Source organism: Streptomyces sp. SID11385 (assembly GCF_010548245.1).
In the GTDB taxonomy this organism is placed as follows: Bacteria; Actinomycetota; Actinomycetes; order Streptomycetales; family Streptomycetaceae; genus Streptomyces.
Genome location: NZ_JAAGLR010000441.1, coordinates 1 through 5,260, shown reverse-complemented (window position 1 = coordinate 5,260; position 5,260 = coordinate 1). Strand labels below are relative to the sequence as shown.

4 protein-coding genes are annotated in these 5,260 nt (G+C 72.6%); 1 reads left to right on the top strand and 3 read right to left on the bottom strand.

What is annotated here, in order from left to right:
- Window positions 1-1,088 (top strand): 5-methyltetrahydropteroyltriglutamate--homocysteine S-methyltransferase (gene metE / locus G3I42_RS13615; protein ID WP_164285751.1); only part of this gene is annotated, 1,088 nt, incomplete at its 5' end.
- Window positions 1,089-1,181: 93 nt separating this feature from the next.
- On the opposite strand, the gene G3I42_RS13610 is transcribed toward metE, so the two are convergent.
- The 3 genes from G3I42_RS13610 to G3I42_RS13600 form a co-directional block, all read right to left on the bottom strand.
- On the bottom strand, window positions 1,182-2,312 hold the full coding sequence (locus G3I42_RS13610; RefSeq protein ID WP_164285749.1) for a bifunctional 2-methylcitrate synthase/citrate synthase: 1,131 nt from the start codon (window positions 2,310-2,312) through the stop codon (window positions 1,182-1,184).
- A gap of 127 nt (window positions 2,313-2,439) precedes the next feature.
- Window positions 2,440-3,345, bottom strand: a complete 906-nt coding sequence (prpB, locus tag G3I42_RS13605; RefSeq protein ID WP_164285747.1) for a methylisocitrate lyase — start codon at window positions 3,343-3,345, stop codon at window positions 2,440-2,442.
- Window positions 3,346-3,433: 88 nt separating this feature from the next.
- Complete coding sequence (locus G3I42_RS13600) at window positions 3,434-4,945, bottom strand: MmgE/PrpD family protein (protein WP_164285745.1); 1,512 nt, start codon at window positions 4,943-4,945, stop codon at window positions 3,434-3,436.
- Window positions 4,946-5,260: the final 315 nt, after the last annotated feature.

The window sequence follows — 5,260 nt, the reverse complement described above, 5'->3', positions numbered from 1 at the left end:
GTACGGCGGCGGTGACCGACGCCGAGGCACGCCGCCGCTCCCCGTACGCCGAGCGCGCCGCCGCCCAGCGCGCGCACCTCGCGCTGCCGCCGCTGCCCACCACGACGGTCGGGTCCTTCCCGCAGACGGACACGATCCGCGCGGCGCGCGCCGACCTGCGCTCCGGGCGCGTCGACGAGGCCGGGTACGACAAGCGCATCGAGGACGAGATCCGGCAGGTCGTCTCCTTCCAGGAGGAGACCGGGCTCGACGTCCTCGTGCACGGCGAGCCCGAGCGCAACGACATGGTGCAGTACTTCGCGGAGCAGCTGGACGGCTACCTCGCGACGCGGCACGGCTGGGTGCAGTCGTACGGGACGCGGTACGTGCGCCCGCCGGTGCTCGCCGGGGACATCTCGCGGCCCGCGCCGATGACGGTGCGCTGGACCTCGTACGCGCAGTCGCTCACGGCCAAGCCGGTCAAGGGGATGCTGACCGGGCCCGTGACGATGCTCGCGTGGTCCTTCGTGCGGGACGACCAGCCGCTCGCCGAGACGGCGCGGCAGGTCGCGCTCGCGCTGCGGGACGAGGTGCGGGACCTGGAGGCGGCGGGGACGCGTGTCATCCAGGTGGACGAGCCCGCGCTGCGCGAGACGCTTCCGCTGCGCGCCGCGGAACGTCCCGCCTACCTGGCGTGGGCGACCGAGGCGTTCCGGCTCACGACGAGCGGCGTCGCCGACGCCACGCAGGTGCACACGCACATGTGCTACGCGGAGTTCGGCGACATCGTGGACGCGATCGACGACCTCGACGCCGACGTCATCAGCCTGGAGGCGGCACGCTCGCACATGCAGATCGCGCACGAACTCGCCGCGCACGGCTACCCGCGCGAGGCGGGCCCCGGCGTATACGACATCCACTCGCCGCGCGTCCCGGACGCCGCGGAGGTCGCGACGCTCCTGCGCACCGGTCTGAAGGCGATCCCCGCGGAGCGGCTGTGGGTCAACCCGGACTGCGGGCTGAAGACGCGCGGCTGGGCGGAGACACGGGACTCGCTGGAGCACCTCGTGGCGGCGGCCCGTACAGTGCGGGGCGAGCTGGAGGGGTGACCGTGTGAGGCGGGGCGGGACGCGTCACCGCGTCCCGCCCCGTCCCGTATCCGCCGCGCGGGACCTCCCCGTCACCGCCCGGCGGACGACCTGTCAGCCCTTCGGCACCTCGCGCTGCGCCACGCCGTCGTAGGAGGCGAGCGGGCGGATCAGCGAGTTGTGCGAGAGCTGCTCGATGATGTGCGCGGTCCACCCGGTGATGCGGCTCATCACGAAGATGGGCGTGAAGACCGGGGTGTCGAAGCCCATGAGGTGGTAGGCGAGACCGGCGGGGTAGTCCAGGTTCGGGTGGATCTGCTTGCGCTCGAACATCGCCTCGCGCAGGGCGGCGTGGAGCTTGTCGAGACGCGGGGCCTCCGGGTTGTCGCTCTGCGCGACGAGGCGGTCCAGGGCGCCCTGCATGATCGGGACGCGCGAGTCGCCGTTCTTGTAGACGCGGTGCCCGAAGCCCATGATCTTGCGCTTCTCGGCGAGCGCCTGGTCGAGCCAGCGCGCGGCGTCGGCCGGGTCCCGTACCTCGTCGAGCATGTCCATCACGGCCTCGTTGGCGCCGCCGTGCAGGGGGCCCTTGAGGGCGCCGATCGCGCCGGTGACCGCGCTGTAGAGGTCGGAGAGCGTCGAGGTGATGACGCGGGCGGTGAAGGTCGAGGCGTTGAAGCTGTGCTCGGCGTAGAGCGTGAGGGAGATCTCGAAGCAGTGCACGACCTCCTTCGCCGGTACCTCACCGAAGCACATGTGGAAGAAGTTCTCGGCGTAGCCGAGCTTCGGGTCGGGGGCGATCGGGTCGAGGCCGCGGCGGCGGCGCTGGTGGGCCGCGACGACGGTGGGGAGTTTCGCGAAGAGGGACAGCGACTTCGCGAGGTTGGCGTCCTCGCTGTTGTCGTCCTCGCGCGGGTCCTCGGCGCCGAAGAGGCTCACGGCGGTGCGCAGGACGTCCATCGGGTGACACGTCTCGGGCAGCCGGGCGAGCAGTTCGGACTCGGTGCGGTTGAGGGGGCGCAGGGCGCGCTCGGCGGCCTCGAACTCGGCGAGCTGCTTCTCGTCGGGGAGTTCGCCGTGCCACAGGAGGTAGGCGACGGCCTCGAAGGAGTGGTGCGCGGCGAGGTCCTGCACCGCGTAGCCGCGGTAGGTGAGGGAGTTGGTCTCCTGGATGACGGTGGAGACCTCGGTGGTGTCGGCGTAGACGCCGGCGAGGCCGCGGTGGATCTCCGGGGTGCTGGTCATGGGTGGTGCCTCCGGGAGGGGTTTCGGGTGCCGGGTGCGTACGGGTGTTTCACCGGGCGGTATGGGCCGGGGGTCCGGGCGCGCGAGGAGCCTCGGCGCCCGGACCGCCCGGGAACGTACCGGCGGCTCAGGCGTCGGGCGGGAGCGTGAAGTCGAAGACCGCCGAGTCGAAGGACGCGTACGCCTCGTAGTCGAGGAGTTCGTACAGCCGCGAGCGGGTCTGCATCCTCGGCAGGAGCGATTCCTGCGTGCCCTCGGCCTTGACGGTGCGCAGGCCGTCCTCGACGGCGCCCATCGCGAGCCGCAGGAACGTCACGGGGTAGAGCGCGATGTTGTAGCCGAGGTCTTCGAGGGTGCGCGCCGTGAGGAGCTTGCCCTTGCCGAACTCGGTCATGTTGGCGAGCAGGGGGACGTCCACGGCCTTGCGGAACGCCTCGAACTCGGCCTCGTTCGCGAGCGCTTCGGGGAAGATCGCGTCGGCCCCGGCGTCGATGTACGCCTTGGCGCGGTCGATCGCGGCGTCCAGGCCCTCGATGGCGCGCGCGTCGGTGCGGGCCATGAGGAGGAAGTCCGGGTCCCGGCGGGCGTCGACGGCGGCGCGGACGCGGCGGCTCATGGTGTCGCGTTCGACGACGGACTTGCCGTCGAGGTGTCCGCAGCGCTTGGGGTTGACCTGGTCCTCCAGGTGCAGCCCGGCGAGTCCGGCGTCCTCCAGGAGCTGGACGGTGCGCGCGGCGTTCATGGGCTCGCCGAAGCCGGTGTCGGCGTCGATGAGGACGGGCAGGTCGGTGGCGCGCGTCGTCTGCTGGGCGCGCGCGGCGATCTCGGTGACCGTCGTCAGCCCGATGTCCGGCAGGCCGAGGTCGGCGGCGAGGACCGCGCCCGAGAGGTACGCGGCCTCGAAGCCCGTGTCCTCGATGAGCTTGGCCGAGAGCGGGTTGATCGCGCCCGGCATCTGGAGCAGGCGGCCCGTCGCGAGCCGTTCGCGCAGGGCGCGGCGGCGCTGGGCGGGGGTGGTGCGGGTGTGCAGCATCAGGACGGGTCCTTCCGCTTCGTACGGGTGGGGGCGGCGTACGCGCGGCGGGACGCCGTGTGCGTACGGCCGCGGGACGCGCGCGGCATCAGAAGACGCCCTTCGGGAGCTTCGCGTCGTAGGCGGCGACGGCCTCGGTGTCGACCTCCGGGAAGAGGCCGTCGAGGTCGCCCGCGCCCAGCTCGGCGAGGTGCTCGGCGGCGCCGAGGAAGCGGTCCTGCGCCTCGGTCGTGACGATGTTCTCGGCGAGGGTGCGGAACTTGCCCTGGTAGGCGGGGCGGTCGAAGGGGCGGGCCCCGGCCGGGTGCGCGTCGGCGACGCCGAGTTCGTCCTCGATCACGGTGCCGTCGTCGAGGGTGACGACGGCGCGGGCGCCGAAGGCGCGCTGCTGCGGGTCGGGGTCGTGGTAGCGGCGGGTCCACTCGGGGTCCTCGACCGTGGTGATCCGCTGCCACAGCGCGATGGTGTCGGGGCGCGCGGCGCGCTCGGGCGCGTAGGAGCGCTCGTGGTGCCAGGCGCGGTCCTGGAGGGCGACGGCGAAGATGTAGGGCACCGAGTGGTCGAGCGTCTCGCGGCTCGCCTTCGGGTCGTACTTCTGCGGGTCGTTGGCCCCGGAGCCGATGACGTTGTGCGTGTGGTGGCTCGTGTGGAGCACGATGGAGGCGACGCGGTCGAGCGGGATCTTCTCGCCCATGCGGCGGGCGAGGTCGATGAGCGCCTGCGCCTGGTACTCGGCGGAGTGCTCCTTGGTGTACGTGTCGAGGATGCCGCGCCGGGCCTCGCCCGCCTCGGGCAGCCACACCGTGTAGTCGGAGCCGGGGCCGTCGAGCATCCAGGCGAGGAAGCCGTCCTCGCCCTCGTAGATCGGGGAGGGCGAGGTCTCGCCGCGCATCGCGCGGTCGACGGCCTCGATCGCGGCCTTGCCGGCGAAGGCCGGGGCGTACGCCTTCCAGCTGGAGATCTCGCCCTTGCGGGACTGGCGGGTCGAGGTCGTGGTGTGCACGGCCTGCTGGATCGCCTGGTAGACCGTCTCGGTGGGCAGCCGCAGGAGCGCGCCGAGGCCGCCCGCGGTCGCGGCGCTGAGGTGCGCGACGTGGTCGATGCGGTGCGCGTGCAGGCAGATGCCCTTGACGAGCGCGACGTGCAGCTCGTAGGCGGCGACGACGCCGCGGAGCACGTCCGCGCCGGTGCGCCCGGTGTGCTGGGCGACGGCGAGGATCGGCGGGATGTTGTCGCCGGGGTGCGAGTAGTCGGCGGCGAGGTAGGTGTCGTGGAAGTCCAGCTCGCGCACCGCGGTGCCGTTGGCCCACGCGGCCCACTCGGGGCTGACGCGGCCCTGCGCTCCGAAGACCTTCGCCCCGGTGCCCGGGGTGCCCGCGCGGTGCGCGAGGGCCTGGGCCCGGGCGACGGCGACGGGACGGCGGACGAGCGAGGCCATGGCGACCGAGGCGTTGTCGATGACCCGGTTGACGGCCATCGCGGCGCTCTCGGGGTCGGGCTCGACGGTGCCGGTGGCCACGGTGGCGAGCTTCCAGGCCAGCTGGTCCTCACGGGGCAGGCGGTCCGCACTGGGGTGCACGCGGACGTGGTGCTCGATCACAGGACTCCTCACGAAGACGGAAAACTTAACTGAGATCATCAACCCTGCCCCCCGCAGCCGCCGGTTACCAGTCCGTAGGGGTGTGGAATCCGTACACGCGCCGCACACGGTTCTGCGAAATCTGCGAATGGTAAATTCACAAGCGGTCCCGGGCCACCGGGGCGGCGGCTTCTCGGCGGGCGTGGAACCGCTCTTCGCAAAGAACGCGTCTCTCCGCCGGACGGGAGCGCGCGGTGGACGACAGGGCGCGCGGTGGACGACGGGGGCGCGCGGCGAGTGCGGGGCGCGCCGCGGCGCGCCGGCGGGACGCGGCAG

Excerpts from the sequence above, each read along its gene's own strand:
- prpB (WP_164285747.1), bottom strand. The coding sequence starts at position 3,345 with ATGCTGCACACCCGCACCACCCCCGCCCAGCGCCGCCGCGCCCTGCGC.
- G3I42_RS13610 (WP_164285749.1), bottom strand. The coding sequence starts at position 2,312 with ATGACCAGCACCCCGGAGATCCACCGCGGCCTCGCCGGCGTCTACGCC.